This is a genomic window from Gryllotalpicola daejeonensis, from assembly GCF_039538145.1.
In the GTDB taxonomy this organism is placed as follows: domain Bacteria; phylum Actinomycetota; class Actinomycetes; order Actinomycetales; family Microbacteriaceae; genus Gryllotalpicola; species Gryllotalpicola daejeonensis.
The window spans coordinates 161,467-181,146 of sequence record NZ_BAABBV010000001.1 but is presented as its reverse complement, the minus strand read 5'-3'; the positions used below and the strand labels follow the sequence as shown (position 1 = coordinate 181,146).

General features: G+C 69.0%; 19 protein-coding genes. 1 reads left to right on the top strand and 18 read right to left on the bottom strand.

Annotated elements, in window-relative coordinates; all coding sequences use genetic code 11:
• The first annotated feature begins 132 nt into the window (after positions 1-132).
• Positions 133-966 carry a phosphotransferase gene (locus ABD736_RS00940; RefSeq protein ID WP_344789865.1) on the top strand — a complete coding sequence of 278 codons (834 nt, stop codon included), beginning with the start codon at positions 133-135 and terminating at the stop codon, positions 964-966.
• A 14-nt stretch (positions 967-980) separates the two neighbouring features.
• Here the strand turns inward: ABD736_RS00940 and ABD736_RS00935 are convergent, their stop codons facing one another.
• The 18 genes from ABD736_RS00935 to rsmH form a co-directional block, all read right to left on the bottom strand.
• Positions 981-1,898 carry an RluA family pseudouridine synthase gene (locus tag ABD736_RS00935; protein ID WP_344789864.1) on the bottom strand — a complete coding sequence of 306 codons (918 nt, stop codon included), beginning with the start codon at positions 1,896-1,898 and terminating at the stop codon, positions 981-983.
• Positions 1,885-2,517: a signal peptidase II gene (lspA, locus tag ABD736_RS00930; protein ID WP_344789863.1), complete on the bottom strand. Its 633-nt coding sequence runs from the start codon at positions 2,515-2,517 to the stop codon at positions 1,885-1,887. The genes ABD736_RS00935 and lspA overlap by 14 nt, the downstream gene beginning before the upstream one ends.
• Positions 2,507-3,175, bottom strand: a complete 669-nt coding sequence (locus ABD736_RS00925) for a DivIVA domain-containing protein (protein WP_344789862.1) — start codon at positions 3,173-3,175, stop codon at positions 2,507-2,509. The genes lspA and ABD736_RS00925 overlap by 11 nt, the downstream gene beginning before the upstream one ends.
• A 104-nt stretch (positions 3,176-3,279) precedes the next feature.
• Positions 3,280-3,585: a YggT family protein gene (locus tag ABD736_RS00920; protein ID WP_344789861.1), complete on the bottom strand. Its 306-nt coding sequence runs from the start codon at positions 3,583-3,585 to the stop codon at positions 3,280-3,282.
• 42 nt (positions 3,586-3,627) lie between these two features.
• Positions 3,628-4,137, bottom strand: coding sequence for a cell division protein SepF (locus ABD736_RS00915; protein WP_344789860.1), 510 nt, complete (start codon positions 4,135-4,137; stop codon positions 3,628-3,630).
• 58 nt (positions 4,138-4,195) lie between these two features.
• The gene (locus ABD736_RS00910; protein WP_344789859.1) at positions 4,196-4,885 is read right to left on the bottom strand and encodes a YggS family pyridoxal phosphate-dependent enzyme; all 690 of its coding nucleotides are present in this window, start codon (positions 4,883-4,885) and stop codon (positions 4,196-4,198) included.
• 42 nt (positions 4,886-4,927) lie between these two features.
• Positions 4,928-6,097 (bottom strand): cell division protein FtsZ, encoded by a 1,170-nt coding sequence (gene ftsZ / locus ABD736_RS00905; RefSeq protein WP_344789858.1) that lies wholly within the window; start codon positions 6,095-6,097, stop codon positions 4,928-4,930.
• Between the two features lie 149 nt (positions 6,098-6,246).
• Entirely contained in the window at positions 6,247-7,251 is a 1,005-nt protein-coding gene (locus ABD736_RS00900) for a cell division protein FtsQ/DivIB (protein ID WP_344789857.1), read from the bottom strand.
• A gap of 4 nt (positions 7,252-7,255) precedes the next feature.
• Entirely contained in the window at positions 7,256-8,653 is a 1,398-nt protein-coding gene (murC, locus tag ABD736_RS00895; RefSeq protein ID WP_344789856.1) for a UDP-N-acetylmuramate--L-alanine ligase, read from the bottom strand.
• Positions 8,654-8,689: 36 nt separating this feature from the next.
• The gene (locus ABD736_RS00890) at positions 8,690-9,799 is read right to left on the bottom strand and encodes a UDP-N-acetylglucosamine--N-acetylmuramyl-(pentapeptide) pyrophosphoryl-undecaprenol N-acetylglucosamine transferase (RefSeq protein WP_344789855.1); all 1,110 of its coding nucleotides are present in this window, start codon (positions 9,797-9,799) and stop codon (positions 8,690-8,692) included.
• Positions 9,796-11,094: a putative lipid II flippase FtsW gene (gene ftsW, locus ABD736_RS00885; protein ID WP_344789854.1), complete on the bottom strand. Its 1,299-nt coding sequence runs from the start codon at positions 11,092-11,094 to the stop codon at positions 9,796-9,798. Before ftsW ends, ABD736_RS00890 begins: the two co-directional genes overlap by 4 nt.
• A 191-nt stretch (positions 11,095-11,285) precedes the next feature.
• On the bottom strand, positions 11,286-11,819 hold the full coding sequence (locus tag ABD736_RS00880) for a GNAT family N-acetyltransferase (protein WP_344789853.1): 534 nt from the start codon (positions 11,817-11,819) through the stop codon (positions 11,286-11,288).
• A 210-nt stretch (positions 11,820-12,029) separates the two neighbouring features.
• Complete coding sequence (murD, locus tag ABD736_RS00875; RefSeq protein WP_344789852.1) at positions 12,030-13,607, bottom strand: UDP-N-acetylmuramoyl-L-alanine--D-glutamate ligase; 1,578 nt, start codon at positions 13,605-13,607, stop codon at positions 12,030-12,032.
• Positions 13,589-14,701: a phospho-N-acetylmuramoyl-pentapeptide-transferase gene (gene mraY / locus ABD736_RS00870; RefSeq protein WP_344789851.1), complete on the bottom strand. Its 1,113-nt coding sequence runs from the start codon at positions 14,699-14,701 to the stop codon at positions 13,589-13,591. The genes murD and mraY overlap by 19 nt, the downstream gene beginning before the upstream one ends.
• Positions 14,698-16,122 (bottom strand): UDP-N-acetylmuramoyl-tripeptide--D-alanyl-D-alanine ligase, encoded by a 1,425-nt coding sequence (locus tag ABD736_RS00865; RefSeq protein WP_344789850.1) that lies wholly within the window; start codon positions 16,120-16,122, stop codon positions 14,698-14,700. The genes mraY and ABD736_RS00865 overlap by 4 nt, the downstream gene beginning before the upstream one ends.
• Positions 16,123-16,144: 22 nt before the next feature.
• Positions 16,145-17,944: a peptidoglycan D,D-transpeptidase FtsI family protein gene (locus ABD736_RS00860; RefSeq protein ID WP_344789849.1), complete on the bottom strand. Its 1,800-nt coding sequence runs from the start codon at positions 17,942-17,944 to the stop codon at positions 16,145-16,147.
• A gap of 22 nt (positions 17,945-17,966) precedes the next feature.
• Positions 17,967-18,689 carry a cell division protein FtsL gene (gene ftsL / locus ABD736_RS00855; protein WP_344789848.1) on the bottom strand — a complete coding sequence of 241 codons (723 nt, stop codon included), beginning with the start codon at positions 18,687-18,689 and terminating at the stop codon, positions 17,967-17,969.
• Positions 18,686-19,651 (bottom strand): 16S rRNA (cytosine(1402)-N(4))-methyltransferase RsmH, encoded by a 966-nt coding sequence (rsmH, locus tag ABD736_RS00850; RefSeq protein WP_344792181.1) that lies wholly within the window; start codon positions 19,649-19,651, stop codon positions 18,686-18,688. The genes ftsL and rsmH overlap by 4 nt, the downstream gene beginning before the upstream one ends.
• Positions 19,652-19,680 lie beyond the last annotated feature (29 nt).

Sequence of the window (19,680 nt, the reverse complement as noted above, 5' to 3'; positions counted from 1 at the left end):
ACGCTCCGGCACTTCTCGACGGGGCGGAATGCGCGGCGGGTTCCGCGGCGGTGCACCGTAGGCTTCGGCCGCGGCCATCACTTGTCAATCGAGCGTTCGCGCTCGTCCTGTCTGTTTCTGGATGCTCGGGCGATGACGACCTTGGAGCTCGCGGGCGGCACGCTGGTGACCTTGGGTCACCGCACCGCGGGTGGCTCGAAGAACGAGACGCGGTACGGGGTCATGGCCGACGGTCGCGAGGTCGTCGTCAAGACCCAGCGGAACCACGGGAGGCTGCGTGAGGAGGCGGCGGCGTTGACATTCCTCGGAGCGCGAGGGGTTCGAGCGCCCAAGGTCATCGCCGCGGCGACCGGCCCCGACAGCTCAGAAGTGCTCGTGCTCAGCCGTGAGGCCGGCGAGCGCCCCGTGACGCCGGACGGATGGCGGCGCTTCGGGCGGGACCTCGCGACGCTCGCATCCGTCGACACAGCGGGGTGGCCGCTCGCCACGGTTTCCGCTGCCGAGTTCGCCGGCGATCATGACCGGCGGCTGTCGGTCGTCGCGCACTTGCTGGACGGCGAACTCCGCCGCGAGATCTCCGCCGCCATCGAACGCGTCGCCGACGTCCACGATCTCGTCATCACTCATGGAGACCCGGGAAGCGGCAACTACCTCGACGACGGCGAGCAGGGCACGCTGATCGACTGGGAGACAGCGAGCCTCAGCCCGTTCGGCTTGGACATCGGGCGCGCGGTGTTCATCGGGCTGCTCGACCTCGGCCGCACCGGCATCCGCCGTGCGCTCGTCGCTGCCCTGATCGACGGCTATCGCGCGAATCTCACAGTCGAGCTTGACGACCACGTGCTCCGCGCCTGGACCATCATCGCCGGACTCCAGTTCATTCACGGGCGGCACGTCCGGCCCTTGCGCCCCGACCGCACCCCGCAGGTCGCAGCCGAGGTGCTCGCGGCCTACCTCGCCGGCTAGGACCGCTCGAGCCGCTACTCGCTCAGCACGTCGAGCGCGTGCTGCAGGTCGGCCGGGTAGTCGGTGGTGAACTGCACCCACTCCCCCGTGCCCGGGTGCTCGAAGCCGAGCTGCACGGCGTGCAGCCACTGCCGCGTGAGCCCCAACCGCGCCGACAGGGTCGGGTCTGCACCATAGAGCGTGTCGCCCGCGCACGGGTGCCTCTGCGCCGCCATGTGCACGCGGATCTGGTGCGTGCGCCCCGTCTCGAGGTGGATCTCGAGCAGGCTCGCCGACGGGAACGCCTCGATGGTCTCGTAGTGGGTGACGGACGGCTTGCCGCCCGAGATCACGGCGAATTTCCAATCAGACTTGGGATGCCTGCCGATCGGCGCGTCGATCGTGCCGGCAAGCGGGTCCGGGTGCCCCTGAACGACGGCGTGATAGATCTTCTCGACCGTGCGGTCGTGAAACGCGCGCTTGAGCATCGTGTAGGCGTACTCGCTTTTGGCGACCACCATCAGACCAGAGGTGCCCGCGTCGAGGCGGTGCACGACACCCTGGCGCTCGGCGGCGCCCGAGGTCGAGATGCGGTACCCCGCCGCCGCCAACGCGCCGACGACCGTCGGCCCCTCCCACCCGACGGACGGGTGTGCCGCGACGCCGAACGGCTTGTCGACGACGACCAGGTCATCGTCGTCGTGGACGATCTTGAGCTCGGGCACCGGAATCGCCTCGACGACCGGGCCGCGCCGCTCCTCCCACGAGACCTCGAGCCACGAGCCGGCCGTCAGCCGATCGCTCTTGCCGACAGGCTTCCCGTCGAGCAGCACTCCCCCGGCCTCGGCGACGTCGGCCGCGAACGAGCGCGAGAATCCCAGCAGCCGCGCGACGCCGGCGTCGACCCGGCTGCCCTCGAGGCCGTCGGGGACGTGGTAGCTACGCGTCTCCATCGTGGCGCTCTTCTGACACGGGCCGTGCGGGTGAAGCATCCGTCGCCGCGGTGTCGGCGACCTCAGCGGAGCCTGACTCTGCGTGGCCCTCGGGCACCGCTTCGGCGGCTCCCGCACGCCGCCCGTCGAGCCCGACACCCACCAGCGTCAGGATCAGGAACAGCGCCATCGCGGCGACGATCGCCGAGTCCGCCAGGTTGAAGATGGCCGGCAGCAGCGGGATCTTGATGAAGTCGATCACCTCGCCCTGGCCGAACCCGGGCGGGCGGAACAGGCGGTCGTACAGGTTGCCGAGCAGGCCGCCGAGCAGCAGGCCGAACACGATCGCCCACCACACGGAGCGGATGCGTCGCGCGTACCAGACGACGAACACGAAGACGCCGATCGCGATGATCGTGAAGATCCACGTCGAGCCGGTGCCGATGGAGAAAGCCGCGCCGGGGTTCCGCGTGAACAGGAAGACGAGCAGGCTCCCGAGAACGGGGGCCTGCTCGCCTTCTGTGAGGTGCGCGAGAACCAGTGCCTTGGCCACCTGGTCGACGATGAGAACGAAGACGGCTACGGCGGCGAGGACGACGATCGCGCGAACGCTGACCTTCGCGGCGGCGCTACGCTCCAAAGCCCTGGTAGCTCGGGGCGGAGCCGGTGTTCTGAGCCACCTGAGCGCCGGTGTTCTGCGGAGCGCTGCTGCCCGAGGCGTCGAGGTCGCGCAGCTGGCCCTCGATGTAGCTCTTCAGCTTCGCCCGGTAGTCGCGCTCGAAGTTGCGCAGCTCGTCGATCTTGGTCTCGAGCGCAGCACGCTGCTTGTCGAGGATCGCGATCTGCTCCTTCTGCTTCGACTCGGCCTCGGCGACGAGACGCGCAGCAGTCGCGTGGCCGTCGGCGATGAGCTCGTCGCGCTTGGCCTTGCCCTCGGCGACGTGCTCTTCGTGCAGGCGGCGAGCCAGCTGCAGCAGGTTGTTGGTGCTCTGCGTCTCGTCGACGGGCGACGGCGCGGCGACCGGAACGGCGGCGACCGGCGCGGGCTCGGGCGCAGGAGCGACGGCAGGGGTCGGAGCGGCGGCCGGCGCGGCGTTCGAACCGCTGCGCTGCAGCTCGGCTACGCGCGAGTCAGCGGCGACCAGACGCTGCTTCAGCTCGTCGTTCTCCTGGTTGAGGCGACGCAGCTCGACGACGACCTCGTCAAGGAAGTCATCGACCTCGTCCTGGTCGTAGCCCTCGCGGAACTTCGTCGGCTGGAACCGCTTGTTGACTACGTCTTCCGGAGTAAGCGCCATGGCTTTCCACCCTTAGCTTTCGAATCGGGAACGTCAGGGACGTGTTTGACCAAACCTAGCAAATCAGACTGGCCGTCAGCATCCGTTCATCGCGCTCACGGCGCTCAGAACTGGTGCGGGAACAGTCCGACGATGTACATGAGGATCACGACGCAGAGCATCGTCAGTGGCCAGCCGAAATCCAGTGCGACCGCCCCGAAGGACACGGGCGGCAGCAGCCTGCGGAACAGGCGGATCGGCGGGTCTGTCACGGTGTAGACGGCTTCGGCGGCCACGAGCCCGGCGCCGCGCGGGCGCCAGCTGCGGCGCAGCGCACGCACGAGGTCAAGCACGAAGCGCGCCCACATGGTGAGGAAGTAGATCAGCAGCAGGTAGTAGACGATGCTGGCGATGATCGCGACGGCAAGCACCCTAGAAGTATCGCGGAGGCTTCTGGAGCGAACCTGGCCGGACTAGGCCTGGTTGAAGAACGACGAGTCGCCTTCGCCCGCCGCCTTCTGCTCGCCGAGAACCGACACGTGCTGCGGCGACAGCAGGAAGACCTTGTTGGTCACGCGCTCGATCTTGCCCAGCAGGCCCTGTGACAGACCGCTCGCGAAGTCGATGAGGCGGCGTGCGTCGCTGTCGTTCATCTGCGACAGGTTGATGATCACCGGGATGCCGTCACGGAAGGCTTCGGCGATCGCCTGCGCGTCGCGGTACTGGCGCGGGTGCACCGTGAGGATCTCGTTCATCTCAGGAACCGCCTGTGCTCGAACCGGGGTGTTCTTGCGAATCGGCACGACCGGGGCGCGCTCGACGCGCGGCTGCGGCGCGGGAGCGGCGGCGGCAGCCGTCTGCTGGGGGGCGTGGGGCTGGGCCCGCGGTGCAGCGACGCTCTCACGGGGCTGCTCTTCCTCGTACTCGAACTCTTCGTCCGCGAGACCGAGGTAGACCATGGTCTTCTTCAGCGGGTTGGCCATTTCGTCCTCCGTTGCAAGTGCGCCGTGTGCCGCAGCTTTAACTGCTGACTGCGCCAGATTAACGCGGGGCCGGGCGGGAACCCGTGATTGCGGTGCCGATGCGAAGGTGTGTCGCGCCCTCGAGGATCGCCTCGCGGAAATCGCCGGACATGCCCGCAGAGATCGCGGTCGCGTCCGGCGCGAGCGAGCGCAGGCGATCGGATGCCTGCCGCACGCGTGCGAACGCGGCACGCGGCTCCTCCCCCAGCGGTGCGACCGCCATGACGCCCCGCACCCTGATGCCCGGGGCCGCGAGGGCGTGCTCCGCGAGCGCCTCGAGCCCGGCCGGGGCCACCCCGCCGCGCCCCGGATCGTCGGTGAGGTTCAGCTGCAGGAACACGTCAACGGTCTCGCCGTCGGGGTCACTCTCGCGGCGCGCGAGGGCGTCGACGAGCGCCGGCCGATCGACCGAGTGCACGATGTGCGAGTAGCGCCGCACCTGCCTGGCTTTGTTCGACTGCAGCTGGCCGATGAAGTGCCAGGTGAGGTCGTCGAGGTCGGCGAGGTCGGATGCCTTCGCCGCGGCCTCCTGATGGCGGTTCTCGCCCACGTCCCGCACGCCGAGCGCGTGCAGCTCGCGCACGAGCTCGGCCGGGTGGAACTTCGTGACGACGATGGTCGTCAGCTCGTCCTCACTCCGGCCGGCCGCCCGTGCGGCATCCACGATGTCTGCTCGCACAGCGGCGAGCCGCTCTGCAAGATCAGGCAATGCTCTACTTCAGGGATCCCGGCCGGACAGGCCGAACTCTGCTCACTTCAAAAAATCAGGAATGTCGATGCCGTCGGCGTCATCGAAGTCGCGGTCTGCGGGCAGCGTCGGCGTCTCGGGGGCCGAGGTCGGCTCCCACGCGGCGACAGGAAGGTCCTCAGGCGCGAGCGCTGCGGTGTCCTCGCTCGCAGCCGCCTTCGGCGCGGGGTCGACGGTGAGCGCGGGCTCTGCGCGGTGGGCGCCGGGGTCCGACTTCGCGTTGGGCTCGCCGCCGTCGAAGCCCGCGGCGATGACCGTGACGCGCACCTCGTCACCGAGCGTGTCGTCGATGACGGTTCCGAAGATGATGTTGGCCTCGGGGTGCACGACCTCTTGCACGAGGCGGGCCGCGTCGTTGATCTCGAAGATGCCGAGGTTGCTGCCACCCTGGATCGACAGCAGCACGCCACGGGCGCCCTCGATGGATGCCTCGAGCAGCGGGCTCGCGACGGCGAGCTCGGCCGCCTTGATCGCCCGGTCGGCGCCGCGCGCCGAGCCGATGCCCATGAGCGCGGAGCCCGCGCCCTGCATGACCGACTTCACGTCGGCGAAGTCGAGGTTGATCAGACCAGGGGTCGTGATCAGGTCGGTGATGCCCTGCACACCGGCGAGCAGCACCTGGTCGGCCGTGGTGAAGGCCTCCATCATCGAGATGCCGCGGTCGCTGATCTCGAGCAGGCGGTCGTTCGGAACGACGATGAGGGTGTCGACCTCTTCCTTGAGGCGCGCGACGCCGGCGGCGGCCGAGTCGGCGCGGCGCTTGCCCTCGAAGCTGAACGGCTTCGTGACGACACCGATGGTCAGAGCGCCGATCGACTTCGCGATCCGCGCGACGACCGGAGCACCACCCGTGCCGGTGCCGCCGCCCTCACCGGCGGTGACGAAGACCATGTCGGCGCCGGCGAGCGCCTCTTCGATCTCCTCTGCGTGGTCTTCGGCAGCGCGGCGCCCCACCTCTGGGTCGGCGCCGGCGCCGAGGCCGCGGGTGATCTCGCGGCCCACGTCGAGCTTGACGTCGGCGTCGCTCATCAGCAGCGCCTGCGCGTCGGTGTTGATGGCGATGAACTCGACCCCGCGCAGGCCGAGCTCGATCATGCGGTTGACGGCGTTGACGCCGCCGCCGCCGATGCCGACCACCTTGATGACGGCGAGGTAGTTCTGGTTAGTGCTCACGCTCTGGCCTCCGCTGTGAACCTTCAACCTCAGGTAGAGGGTAAAAGTTATGCTCGGTATGCATTTCCTTCACTGAGAGTAGGGGGAAGCATCCGAACGCCCGCCGTGTATCTGCGCGTGTCGCCCCATTCGTCCCAAAACCGGTGCGCTCAGCGCGTGATCGGGGCGCGCGGGCTCGACACGTCGTAGACGGAAGCGTGCGGCGCACCCTTCAGCAGAGCCTGAAGGTCTGCCGCCTTGAGCTCCATCTGCCCCGTTCCGCCCCACACGACGTGCTTGCCGCCCCGTAGCACGAGGGTCACGTTGTTCGCGCTCGTCGCACTCGCGCCGGTCACGGTCGAGCGAACCGCTGTGGGCAGCGACGCGATGACGGATGCCGCTGCGGCGAAGCCCGGCGAATCCTCGGGCCGCTGGCCACTCGGCACCGTGATGGTCGGCAGCCCGGCGGGCGCCGTCGACGATGCCGACAGGGCGACGCCTGCCTGGTCGACGACCTCATAGGTCGAACCCTGCTTCACGACCCCGAGCGGCGTGCGCTCGGTGATGCGCACCACGAGCGTCGACGGCGGTTCGAGCTGCGTGCTGTACGACTCGATGAGGCGGAAGTCGTCGAGCGCGTGGCGCACATCGCTCGACTTGACGAGTGGGAGCGGCGTGCCGAGCTCGCCGGAGAGCGCGCGCTGCACGTCGGCGGCCTTCACGCTGTGCGTGCCCACCACCTCGATGTGACGCAGCGCCATCATCGGCGAATACGCGCTGATCACAGCGCCGCACAGCACGACGAAGACGAACGCGGCGATCCCGAGCTGCAGCTGCCGCCGGCGGCGCGTGCGGGCGGTGAAGCGCCGCGCCTCGCTGCGTTCGACACGGCGGCGCGCTGCGATCGCGCGGCGCATCTCGCGCCAGGTCGAGAAGGCCGAGGCGGGCTTCGCGTCGCCGGCACGCCCGGCACCGGCATCCGCTCGCGCCTGCTCGTCGCGCTTCGACGAGTCGCCCCGCGTCGACTCGGCAGGCGTCGGCGACTGCGCGAGGGCGTCCCGGCGCTCACGCAGGTCGATCGGGCGAGCAGGCTCGTCGCGTGCCCCGGACTCGCGCGTGACGGGGGCGCTGGGCTGAGGTGGTGTCCGCTGCGCCGGACCGCTGGGCCGCCTCACCGCGTCAGGCCTTCGTCTGCTCGAGTGCCTCGAGAAGCTGGGGCACGATCAGGTTGACGTTCCCGCAGCCGAGCGTGATGACGAAGTCGCCGTCGCGGGCGAACTGCGCCGTGAAGTCCGCCGCCTGCTGCCAGTCGGCGATGAACTCGACCTTCGACGGGTCATGGAAGCGCTCGGAGACGAGGGCGCCGGTGACGCCGGGCACGGGATCCTCGCGTGCGCCGAACACGTCGAGCACGACCGTCTCGTCGGCGTACTGCTCGAGCACGTCGGCGAATTCCTGCGCCAGGCGCTGCGTGCGGCTGTAGGTGTGCGGCTGGTGCACGGCGATGAGGCGCCCGTCGCCGACGACCGAGCGGGCCGCCTCGAGCACCGCCTTCACCTCGGCCGGGTGGTGGGCGTAGTCGTCGTAGACGCTCACTCCCCCGACTGTGCCGTGCAGCTCGAAGCGGCGGTGCGTGCCGCCGAACGACTCGAGCGACTCGATGGCGGTCTCGGGCTCGACGCCCAATGCAGTCAGCACGGCGAACGCTCCCGCGGCGTTGAGCGCGTTGTGCCGCCCGGGCACGCGCAGGCGGCCGTCATAGCTCGCCCCCTGCCACTCGAGGGTGAACGCGACGGGGCCGTCTGCGGTGATCGAGGTGACCCGCACATCTGCGCCCTCGGATTCGCCGAACGTCACGACGTTCCGATGCGAGATGCGCGGGGCGACCGCACGGGCGCCCGCGTCGTCGGCGGAGATCACGACGAGCTCGCGCGCGCGGTCGGCGAACGTCACGAACGCGTCCTCGACGGCGGCGTAGGAGCCGTAGTGGTCCAGGTGGTCGTCGTCGATGTTGAGGATGAGCGCGACGGCGGTGTCGTAGAGCAGGAACGAGCCGTCGGACTCGTCGGCCTCGATCACGAACAGTCCGGAGCCGCCGTGCCGCGCGCTCGTCTCGAGGCCCTCGATCACCGCCCCGTTCACGAAGCTCGGGTCGGCGCCTGCCGCAAGCAGCGCGGTCGAGATCATCCCCGTGGTCGTCGACTTGCCGTGCGCACCGGCGACCGCCACGAGGCGGCTGCCGCGCGCGAGCCACGCGAGCGCCTGCGAGCGGTGCAGCACGGGCATTCCGTGCGCCAGTGCGTACTGGTACTCGGGGTTGTCCTGCCAGAGCGCACCCGTGACCACGAGCGTGTCGGCGTCGCCGACGTTGGCGGCGTCATGGCCGACGTGGATGCCCGCGCCGAGCTCGGTGAGCGTGCGGGTGTACTCGCTCTCCGCACGGTCGGAGCCGGTCACGGGAATGCCGGCGGCGAGGAACAGCCGCGCGATGCCGTTCATGCCAGAACCGCCGATGCCCACGAAGTGCGCCTTCCCGATGGTCTCGGGCAGCGGCAACGACAGGTCGGGCTTGATCACGGGTTCCAGTATCTCCTTGCGGTGTTCGTGAGGCGTTCAGGCAGCGCCGTCAGCGGCGGCGTCGATCAGCGCGACCAGCCGCTCGGCGCCGTCACGGACGCCGACGGATGCCGCGGCCGCGGCCATCTCAGCGAGTCGCCCCTCGTCCTTCAGCAGCGGCAGCAGCTGCGCCTCGACCCAGTCCGGCGTGAACTCGCGGTCCTCGACGAGGATTCCGCCGCCCGAGCTCACCACGTCGGCGGCGTTGAAGCGCTGCTCGCCGTTGCCGACCGGGTACGGCACGTAGACGGCAGGCATCCCCAGCGCGGTCAGCTCGCTGACGGTCGCGGCGCCTGCGCGGCTGACCACGACGTCGCACGCCGACAGCGCCTGGTCCATGTCGTCGACGTAGTCGATCAGGTGGTAGCCCGGCAGCCCCGGATCGTCGAATTCGTGCGCTCCGCCTTGGATGTGCAGCACCTGGTAGCCGGCGTCGAGCACGCGCTGCGCAGAGTCGAGCATCGTGCGGTTGATGCGCCGGGCGCCGAGCGAGCCGCCCGTGACGAGGAGCGCGGGGCGGTCGTCGAGCCCGAAGCGCTGGCGGGCCCCGAAGCGGGCGGCCGCGCGGTCGAGCCGCTCGATCTCAGGACGCAGCGGCATTCCGACGAACCGCGCGTGCGGCAGCGGCGTGCCGCGGAACGCGACGCCGACCGATTCGGTGAGGCGCGAGCCGAGTCGGCTCGCGAGGCCGGGCTTCGCGTTCGCCTCGTGCAGCACGAGCGGCGTCTTCGTGCGGCGCGCCGCGAGGTACGCCGGTGCGGCCGCGTAGCCGCCGAACCCGACGACCACGTCGATGCCGCGGTCGGCGATGAGCTTCTCGATCTGGCGGACGGCCGCCCACCAGCGGCCCGGAAAACGCAGAGCGGCGCCGTTCGGGCGCCTGGGGAACGGCAGCTTCGGAATCGTCACGAGCTCGTAGCCGCGCTGCGGAACGAGGCGCGCCTCGAGGCCCTCAGCTGTGCCGAGCACCACGATCTCGGCTGCGCCGGCGCCGGCATCCGTCGCGCCCATCGCATCGGCGGCATGCAGCTCACGCAACTTGTCTGCGGTGGCCAGCAACGGGTTCACGTGGCCGGCGGTTCCGCCGCCGGCGAGCAGATAGGTCACCGGTTAACGGTAGCCCGGGCCACCGGGGCACTCGGTCGGGTGAGCCTGGCCGCCCTGCGCTCCTCGCGCGCGAACGACAGTACGATGCCGAGCGCCGCCAGGGTCGAGATCAGCGCCGTGCCGCCCGACGAGATCAGCGGCAGAGGGACGCCGAGCACGGGGAAGAGCCCCACAACCACGGCGATGTTGACGATGGCCTGGCCGATGATCCAGACCATGACGCCGCCGGTGACGGTGCGCGCGAACACGGTCTTCGCCGAGCGGATGATGCGCAGCAGCACGAACGCGAGCGCGACGAACAGCAGAAGCACGAGCACCGCGCCGATCAGCCCGAGCTCCTCCGCCGTGATCGAGAAGATGAAGTCGGTCGATGAGGCCGGCAGCCAGTTCCACTTCGACTGCGAGTTGCCGAGTCCGACCCCGAAGATGCCGCCGTTCGCCATGCCCCACTGGCCCTGCAGCACCTGGTAGCCGTCGCCGTTCGGGTCGGCCTTCTCCGGGTGCAGGAACGCCATGATGCGGTGCGTGCGGTTCGCCGACGAGAACGCCAGCACGAACGCGGCGGCACCGGCGAACGACCCGGTGAGCAGCAGCTGCCAGAGCGGGATTCCCGCGAAGAACAGCGCGCCGATCAGCATGAGGCCGACGATCATCGTCGTGCCGAGGTCGTCGCCCTTCATGATCAGGAACAGCGGAATGAGCGCGATTAGCAGCGCGGGCAGCAGCGCCTGGCCGAACTGGCGCAGCCGCAGCTCTTTGCGGGTCAGGAACATGCCGATCCACAGCACGAGCGCGATCTTGATCAGCTCTGACGGCTGGAACAGGATCGGGCCGAGCTTCAGCCAGTTGGTGTTGTTGTTGATGCCGTAGCCGAGGGGGGTGAAGACGACCAGCGCCTGCAGCACGCAGGTGCCGATCACCCCGAGCCAGGCCCACTTGCGCCAGAACCACGACGGGATGCGTGAGACCACGAGCATCATCGGCACGCCGATGATCGCGTACAGCCCCTGGTTCATGAACTTCGCGAAGAAGCTCGAGCCGTCGGCGTGCGAGGCGACGTACGACGACGAGAGCACCATCAGCAGGCCGAAGGCGACCATGAAGAGCGTCAGGCCGAGCAGCAGGAAGTAGTTGGCGGATTCCGCCTCGAAGACGCGCCCGAGCGAGATGCGCGCGGTGTGCATCGCCGCCCGCGCGCGCTGCCCGCCGTCGAGGGTGCCGTGGTCTGCGCGGCCGGCTGCGCGAGCGCCGACACCGAAGCGCGGCGCCCTGCTCTGGTCGGCCTGCGAAGTCACGTGGCCATCCTCACAAACGGATGCCGCGCGCCCCGGCTCGGCACGCCGAGGGCGCTACTGCGAGTCGCCTGAGAGCGCCGCGCCCATCGAGTACGCAGTACTCGCGACTCTGCCGAAACGAGTACGCAGAAGTCGCGACCAAGCGGCCGTCGAAACCGCGGCTACCCCGTACTCGATGCTCGGTCGGCAGTTCAGCTGGCGACTGTCATACCGGAAATCATTGGAACCGGATCAGTCGCCAGGCGGGCGTGCGTCTCAACATCGAATCGCTCTGTTCCGTAGCGAAGCTTCTGGCGCTCCAACCCCTCTGCAACGAATCCGGCCGCCGTCGCCACCCGGCACGACGAGGGATTGTTGACACGATGACCGAGCTCCAGCCGATACAGGCCGTCGGAGAACGCCCAGCCGGCGACTGCTGCGAGCGCCCGCGAAGCGTACCCATGGCCGCGCGCACCGGCCCCGAGCCAGTAGTGCGCCCACGCGGTGTCGTGCCTGCGCTCGATGTGCGCAAGTCCCACATTTCCGACAGCAAGATCGTCAACCACAATCGCCCAGTTCTTGAACGCATCGCCAAACCGCAGAGTCGATTGGATGTACTCGACGGCCTGCGCCTCATTTGCGACCTCGGCGTCGCCGAACTGTGAGTCAAGGTCGGAGTTCGAATGCTGTGCCGTCAGCAGCGCCGGGGCATCTTCGGCACGCCATGGTCGCAGATGAACGTTCACGCTCTCATTCTGTCGACAGTGTGGGCGCTACGAGGTCGGGGGCAGCGCCGCAAAGACACTTTCTCTCAGACACTCATTTGGCTGACGTACCAAATGGGTGTCTGATGGAGAGTCACCCGGAAATCACCGTGCCGCCGCAAGTGCCTGGTGCGAACGGTCGCCGATTTCGGTGAAATCCCGCCGAGTGAGGCCGCTGAACCTGGCGACGACTTAGGGCTGCTCGCCTGAGAGGTGCTTTCTGACCGCCTCGGCGAACCGCTTGCCGCGGTCTGCGTAGTCGGTGAACTGATCCATCGATGCGGCAGAAGGAGCGAGCAGCACGGTGTCGCCGTCGCGCGCGAGGGATGCCGCAAACCGCACGGCCGCGTCCATGACGGCGGCTCCCTTGCCGGCGCCGATCCCCTCGACCTCGAACAGCGGCAGTTCAGGGGCGTGCTTCTGGAACGCCGCCCGCAGCTCGTCGCGGTTCGCGCCGATCAGCACCGCCCCGCGCAGGCGCTCGACGTGCGCGGCGACGAGCTCGTCGACCTCGACACCCTTGAGCAGCCCGCCGACGACCCACACCACCGACGGGAACGCCTTCAGAGAGGCATCCGCCGAGTGCGGGTTGGTCGCCTTCGAGTCATCGACCCAGGTCACGCCGTCGGCGACGGCCACCGTCTCGATGCGGTGCGCGTCGAGACGGAACGTCTTGAGCGCCTCGTGGATCACGCCGGTCTCGACCCCGTACGAGCGGGCGAGGGCGGCGGCCGCGAGGATGTTCGCGATGACGTGCGGCGCCGAGAGGCCCGCCGCCGTGAGCTCGTCGACGGTGGTCAGCTCGAGCGCCGTGTGGTGCCGCTCGTCGAGGAACGCCCGGTCGACGAGGATCCCCTCGATCACGCCGAAGTCGCTCGGCCCTGGCACCCCGAGTCCGAAGCCGATGGCGCGCGCGCCCTCTTCGACGTCGGCGTCTTCGACCATGCGCATGGTCACCTCGTCGGCCTTGTTGTAGACGCAGGCGACCTTGGTGTTGTCGTAGACCTTCGCCTTCGCGGCGCGGTAGGCCTCGAACGAGCCGTGCCACTCGAGGTGGTCCTCGGCGATGTTGAGGCAGACGCTGGCGTAGGGGTGCAGCTCGCCCGCCGGCCCGTGCCCGTCGCCCGTGAGGTTGATGCGGTGCAGCTGGTGGCTGGACAGCTCGATCACGAGCACGTCGAAGCCCTGCGGGTCACGGATGGCGTCGAGCACCGGAATCCCGATGTTGCCCGCGGGCGCGGCGCGCAGGCCCGCCGCTGCGAGGAAGGTCGCCGTGAGCTGCGTCGTCGTGGTCTTGCCGTTGGTGCCCGTGATGGTGATCCATTCGACGGGCGTGCCGTCTGGCCGAGCCACCTTGTCGCGCAGGCGCCACGCGAGCTCGATGTCGCCCCAGACGGGCAGTGCGGCCTCGCCCTCCGCCCACTGCAACAGGGGGTGCGAGGGTGGGAAGCCGGGGTTGGCGACCACGAGCTGGGGGTCGAAGTCGAGCAGCCGCTGAGGCGGGCCGCCGGCGAGCACGTCGAGGCTCTCGTCGACGACGAGCTCCGCGCCGATCACCTCGAGCAGCCGCGCTCGCTCATCGTCCGCCTGCTGGGTGATGACGAGCACCTCGCTGCCGAGCTCGACCAGCGTGTCGGCCACAGAGAACCCGGTCTTACCGAGGCCGAACACGGCGACGCGCAGGCCTTTCCAGGCATCCGTATGCCACGAATTCAGCGCCTCGAAATCGACGGCGCCCGCATGCCGGCCCGTCAACTGACGCTCAACCACTCGAGATAGAAGGTGCCGACGCCGGCGGCGACGAGCAGGCCCGCGATGATCCAGAACCGCACCACGATCGTGACCTCTGCCCACCCCTTGAGCTCGAAGGTGTGGTGGATCGGCGTCATCAGGAAGATGCGCTTGCCGTGCGTGATCTTGAAGTACGCGCGCTGCAGGATGACCGAGCCGGCCTCGATGACGAACAGGCCGCCGATGAGGATGAGCAGCAGCTCGGTGTGGGTGAGCACCGCGAGCGCGCACAGGGCGCCACCGAGCCCGAGCGAGCCGGTGTCACCGAGGAAGATCTGCGCGGGGTTCGTGTTCCACCACAGGAATCCGACCAGGGCGCCCGTGATCGCGGCCGCCACGATCGCGAGCGACAGCGGGTCGTTGGTCGTGTAGCACTTGCTCAGGTTGTCCTGGTCGATCGTCGCGCTGAAGCAGGACTGGTTGAACTGCCAGAAGCCGATGAAGATGAACGACCCGATCGCGAGGATCGAGGCCCCAGGGGCGAGGCCGTCGAGCCCGTCGGCGAGGTTCACGCCGTTGGTGGTTGCGGCCGCCAGGAAGTTGACCCAGATCAGATACAGGATGATCGCGATCGCCGGCACCGCCGTCGCGATGCGGGCGATATCGAGGGCGGGCACGTCGCGCACGGCAGAGATCCCGAGGGATGCCGGGGTGTAGCCCTCGCGGTTGGGGAACTGGATCGCCAGCACCGCGAACAGCGTCGCGACCACGACCTGGCCCGCCACCTTCGCCCAGCCGCCGAGACCGAGACTGCGCTGGTTGCGCACCTTGAGGAAGTCGTCGACGAAGCCCACGGCGCCCATGCCGACGAGCATCAGCAGCACGAGCAGCGAACTCGGCGAGATGCCGTCGCCCGGGAACATCAGCGATGCGGCGAAGAACCCGAAGAGCGTCGCCAGGATGATGATGATGCCGCCCATGGTCGCCGTGCCGCGCTTGGCGTGATGCGACTGGGGGCCGTCGTCGCGGATGAACTGGCCGAGCTGAAGCCGGTGGAACAGCTTGACGAACAGCGGCGTGAGGAACAGGGAGAAGGCCAGGGAGAGCGCACCCGCGGTCAGAAGAGTCCTCACGAGAACGATTCTCCCAGGCGGTCACCCAGGAAGCGCAAACCCGCGACCTTCGAGCTCTTCACGAGGATCGTGTCGTTCGGCTGCGCCAGGGCGCGCACGAGTTCGAACGCCTCGTCGGCGGTCTCGACGAACTGCGACTCATCTGAGAAGAACGTGCCCTCGCGCATCGCAGAGACGTGTACCCGGCGGGCGCCTTCGCCCACCACGACCAGGCGGTCGATGCCCAGCACGACGACGTCGAGGCCGACCCTGTCGTGCTCTTCGCCCGCGAACTCGCCGAGCTCCGCCATCTCGCCGACGACGGCGATCGTGCGGCCACCCGGTCGTTTGAGCTTCGCCAGCGTGCGCAGGGCGGCAGCCATCGAGTCAGGGCTCGCGTTGTAGGCGTCGTTAATGACGGTGATGCCGTCGCGGCCGCCGAGCACCTCCATGCGCCAGCGCTCGGCGCGCGTGACGGCCTGCAGACCCGCGACGATGTCGTCGATGCCGACGCCGAGCGCGTGGGCGGCAGCCGCCGCCGCGAGCGCGTTCATGACGTGATGCTCGCCGAGGACGCGGAACGAGACGCGCGCCTCCGCTCCTCCGGGCAGGACGAGCGTGAAGGCGGTGCCGTCGGCGCTCAGAGTGATGTCGCGCGCCGTGACCTGTGCGCCCCGGCCCAAGCCGAACCAGAGCACCTCGCCCGCGGTGGTCTTCTCGGCCATGGCCGCCACCCTCGGGTCGTCGATGTTCAGCACGGCGACGCCGTCTGCCGGCAGGTGGGTGACCATCTCGGCTTTCTCGCGGGCGACGCCCTCGATGCCGCCGTAGCCGCCGGCGTGCGCGAGACCGACCTTGAGCACCACGCCGAGGTCGGGTTTCGCCATCGCCGCCAGCCGGGTGATGGCCCCGGGCGCATACAGGCCCATCTCCGACACGAGGAAGCGCGTCGACTCGGTGATGCGCAGCATCGTCACGGGCGCGCCGACCTCGTTGTTGAAAGATTCCTTGGGCGCGACGGTCTCGCCGAGCGGCGTCAGGATGCTGGCGAGCAGGTTCTTCGTCGTGGTCTTGCCGTTCGAGCCGGTGATGCCCACGACCTTGAGCGCACCCTTCGCGTGCACCCGCGCGACGACCTCGGCGGCCAGCGCCGCGAGGGCGTCGATCACGTCCGCGACGACGATCTGGGGCACGGATGCCTGATCGGGCAGCACCCGCTCGACGATCAGCACCGCCGCCCCGTTCTCGGCGGCCTGCGGTGCGAACAGGTGGCCGTCCGTGGCCTCCCCCGGCTTCGCGAAGAAGATGCCGCCGGGCACCACCTCACGCGAGTCGGTGTACGACAGCCCGGTGACGGGCTGGTCGGCGCTCACGCCGCTCTCGCCGAGGTGCAGGGTTCCCGAGACGGCGTCGGCGATCTCGGTCAGGGTCAGTTGGATCATGCGGCCAAACTCGTGGGGCTCATCAGTGGGTAACAGGCAGATCGCTGGGGGCGCTGTTCGACGGGCTCACCCGGTAGGTCTTCAAGACCTGGCTCATGATCGTGTGGAACAGCGGCGTCGCCGCATACGACATTTTATTGCCGGCGGGGAAGCCGATGTTCACGTCGACGAGGTACTGCGGGTTGTCGACGGGGAACATGCCCATGACCGAGATGTAGAAGCCCTGCCGATAGCCGCCGTGCCCGTCGGGCTCCTGCGCGGTTCCGGTCTTGGCTGCGAGGCGGTACCCGGGCGTCTTCAGCGCCGCGTCGCTGGCGTTCTTCTGCGGCACGGACTCGAGCATGTCGAGCATCGTCTTCGACGTCGACGACTTGATCACTCGCGTCGTCGTCTTCTTCGGAACGTCCGTCATCGTGCCGTCGGCCTGCTTGCAGCCCTTGACGAGTGACAGCGGCACCATGACTCCGTCGTTCGCCATGGCCTGGTAGGCCTGCACCATCTGCGCCATGGTCGCCGAGACACCCTGGCCGAACATCGTCGTGAAGTACGTCTGGTTGTCCCACGTGCTCGGCTTCGTCAGGATGCCGCTTGCCTGGGCGGGGAAGGCCACCGAGGTCGGGCTGCCGATGCCGAACTTCTTGTAGTACTCATAGCGCGTCTGCGCCGACATGCTCTTGCCGAGCAGCGAGATGCCGACGTTCGACGAGTTCATCAGGATGCCGGTGAGAGTCATGTCCTCGACCGGGTGGTACTCGGCGTCGCTGAACCGGACCCCCTTGCTCGGATCCGAGTAACTGTCGGGCGTCACGACGTGCGAGGAAGGCGTTGCGTAGCCCGAGTCGATCATCGCCGCCGCCGTCAGCGACTTGAAGGTCGACCCGGGCTCGAACATGCTCGAGAACATCATCGACGTGCTGCGGTACGCGGCGGGAACCGACTCGATGTTGTTCGGGTCGACGGAGGGGTACTGGGCCGCCGCCTTGATCTCGCCGGTCTTGATGTCGACCACAGAGCCCTGTGCGAACTCGGCGCCCAGCTGCTTGGTCGAGGCGGCCAGGTTCTGGTTGACGAACCAGTTGAGGTCGGGGTCGAGGGTGGTCACGAGGGTGCCGCCCTGCTTCGCGGGCTTCGTCACTTTGGTACTGCCCGGCAGGGCGACGCCGTCACGGCTGGCCTGATACGTCTCTTCGCCGTTCTCGCCGACGAGGCACTTCTGGTACTGCTGCTCGAGCCCCTCGGCGCCTGCCCCCGCGGAGTTGACGTAGCCCACGATGTTCCCGCCGACCGCGCCGTCGGGGTACGTGCGCGCGGGGTGGCTCACCGGCGTCAGCCACGCGATCTTCAGCGCCTCGATCTTGTTGAAGGTCGGCACGTCGGCGTTCTTGATGAGTGGCGCGTACTGCGACTGGGCGTTCGCCTTGAGCGCGTTCCTGAACGCGGTCATGAACGTGGCGACGGGCGTGCCCGTGACCTTCGAGAGCTTCGCGAGCACGGGGTCAGCGGCGAGCTTCGCGAGGGCCTGGTCCTGCGGAAGCGCATTGCCCGAGGCATCCGTGTACGCGCTCAGCGCGTTGACGGGCGAGGCGATGAAGTCGTAGCGCAGCACGCTGCCGGCGAGCACCGTGCCGTCATCGCCGACGATGTCGCCGCGCGCCCCGTAGAGCGTGATCGCGGTGCCGCGGCGCTCGGCCGCCTGCGCCGTGAGCGCGCTCGCGTGCACGACCTGGATGTCGAACAGCTTGTAGACGAGGCTCGCCACCACGGCGAGAACGATCAGAAGGGCGATCGAAGTGCGGCGCCTCGTCGACTTCGTGGCCCTCACCTGATCTCCCCTCGTCGTCGTACTAGTGCGTCGCTGGCGCGGGCAGCGGCCCGCTCCACGCTACGGGCCCGTGCTGCTGCGGGTTGACATTCGCCGCCGGTGTGCCGGAGGACGGCTTGCTTCCGGTTTGCTGTGAGGCAGTGGGCAGGGATGCCTTGTCCGTCGCGACCTCAGAGGGCGACGGCCCCGTCTTCGCGTTGACCAGCGGAACACCCTTGATCAGCGCGTTCGGCACGAGCTGGCTTCCGGTGCCGGCGCTGCCGCTCTTCGCCGCGGGCGCGGCGGCCGTCGGCGAGCCGACCACGGCCCCGTTCGAGAGACGCAGGTAGACCGGCGACCCGTTCGGCACCATGCCGAGCGCGTTGGCGTTGGCGGCGAGGTTCTGCGGGCTCGACAGCTTGTCCGCGGCCTCGGACGACGCCTGCTGGTCGCGATCGAGCTGCTTCTGCTGCTGCTGCAGAGAGTTGAGCTCGTACGCGCCGTTCGACACCCCGATGCTCAGGGCGAGCTGTGCGATGACGATCAGCACGAGAGCGGCGACGGCGATACCGGCGTACATCAGCTTCGGCCGCTGTGCGTGGGCGACCGGCGTCTCGACGGGGGCGAGCAGGCCGCGCTTGCGCTGCTCGCGGTTCGGCAGCGGCAGCTGCGACACCCACGGGTGCTCTTCGACCCCCTCGGCGGCGGTGTCGATGGCGGTGTCGATGGCGGTGTCGATGACCGCGGTGTTGCCGTTCATGCTCATGAGGCCCCCCTCAGCAGTTCTCGAACACGCTCGACCGCGCGCAGTCGCACCGGGGCGCTGCGCGGGTTCCGCTGCTTCTCTTCGTCGCTCGCGAGCTCGGCGCCGCGGGTCAGCAGCTTGAGCTCCGGCTTGTGCTCCGGCAGCTCGACCGGCAGCCCCGCGGGGGCAGTCGAGCGCGACCTGGCCTGGAAGACCCGCTTGACGATGCGGTCCTCGAGCGACTGATACGACATGACGACGAGCCGGCCGCCGACGTTCAGCGCGTCGACCGCCCGGGGCATCGCCCGCTCGAGCACGGCGAGCTCCTGGTTCACCTCGATGCGCAGCGCCTGGAAGACGCGCTTGGCCGGGTGCCCCTGCTTGCTGATCGCGGCCGGCGTCGCCGCCTGCAGCACGTCGACGAGCTGCATGGTGCGGGTGATCGGATGCTGCGCCCTGGCCTTCACGATCCAGGAGGCGTATCGCTGCGCCAGCTTCTCTTCGCCGTAGTCGCGGAAGATGCGCCGCAGCTCGGTCTCCGGGTACTCGGCGACGATGCGCTCTGCGGTGAGCTCTGCCGTCGTGTCCATGCGCATGTCGAGCGGCGCGTCCTTCGCATACGAGAAGCCGCGCTCGGGCAGGTCGAGCTGCATCGAGCTGACGCCGAGGTCATACAGCGCGCCGTCGACGGACTCGAAGCCGAGCTCACGGATGGCGGTGTCGATGCCGTCGTAGGTGATGTGCACCGGCCGGAACCGGTCGCCGAACCGTGCGAGCCGCTCCCCTGCGAGGCGCAGCGCCTCGGGGTCGCGGTCGAGGCCGATCAGCGTCACGCCGGGGAAGCGCTCGAGCATGGCCTCCGAGTGGCCGCCGAGGCCAAGGGTGCCGTCGACGACGACGGCGTTCGGCCGGCCGATCGCCGGGGCGAGCAGCTCGAGGCAGCGCTCGAGCATGACGGGAACGTGCAGCTGTGAGGCATCCATGGTGAGAAATCGGCCTGCCACCTGCCGTG

Excerpts from the sequence above, each read along its gene's own strand:
- ABD736_RS00940 (WP_344789865.1), top strand. The coding sequence starts at position 133 with ATGACGACCTTGGAGCTCGCGGGCGGCACGCTGGTGACCTTGGGTCAC.
- ABD736_RS00935 (WP_344789864.1), bottom strand. The coding sequence starts at position 1,898 with ATGGAGACGCGTAGCTACCACGTCCCCGACGGCCTCGAGGGCAGCCGG.
- ABD736_RS00925 (WP_344789862.1), bottom strand. The coding sequence starts at position 3,175 with ATGGCGCTTACTCCGGAAGACGTAGTCAACAAGCGGTTCCAGCCGACG.
- ABD736_RS00915 (WP_344789860.1), bottom strand. The coding sequence starts at position 4,137 with ATGGCCAACCCGCTGAAGAAGACCATGGTCTACCTCGGTCTCGCGGAC.
- ABD736_RS00865 (WP_344789850.1), bottom strand. The coding sequence starts at position 16,122 with ATGATCCAACTGACCCTGACCGAGATCGCCGACGCCGTCTCGGGAACC.
- ftsL (WP_344789848.1), bottom strand. The coding sequence starts at position 18,689 with ATGAGCATGAACGGCAACACCGCGGTCATCGACACCGCCATCGACACC.
- rsmH (WP_344792181.1), bottom strand. The coding sequence starts at position 19,651 with ATGGATGCCTCACAGCTGCACGTTCCCGTCATGCTCGAGCGCTGCCTC.